The 534-nt window shown below is 32.0% G+C and carries 1 pseudogene; it reads right to left on the minus strand.

The features are described from left to right. Positions 1 to 534 (minus strand): annotated as a pseudogene (locus ORL93_RS30950) (hypothetical protein); the annotation flags it as partial.

Raw genomic sequence — 534 nt, forward strand, 5'->3', positions numbered from 1 at the left:
TAACTCTTTTGGATCCTCAGCTTTATCTACAAAATCCACTTCTCTTTGTACCCATTTATCATATATGGCTATTTTGACTAGATCATTTAAATCAATCTGTGCATCCTTTTGATGTACAACAAACGAACTTTCTTTCCCCTCAAAAACAGAATTATGGACTGTCTCATATAAATCTGGTTGCAAAATTTTATTTAAGTGAACATCTTTTACACTGCCGTTTTTTTCCGTTAAAGATACAGATAAACCTTCTTGATTTGGTTCTTCTTCCTTCCGTATTGGTATGTCAGTAATCTCTTTAGTAAAAGCATCCATTAAATTGCGATGCTTTTCTAAAATCTGTTGATATGGAGATGCATATAAACCATCTGACTCTGTTTTTGCCATACTATCTACCTCTTTCCCTTTTGTATTATTGATTTCTTTATCTAAAATACTTTCAATTGTTTCAATAAATTCCACAGACGTTTCATGTACTTCTTTTAGCAATTTGGATTTATCTTTTAACTCTTTCCCTTGCGTCCAGTTGGCTAAATA

Origin of the sequence: Bacillus sp. DHT2, from assembly GCF_026241455.1 — a bacterium.
Lineage (GTDB): Bacteria > Bacillota > Bacilli > Bacillales > Bacillaceae_G > Bacillus_A > Bacillus_A pseudomycoides.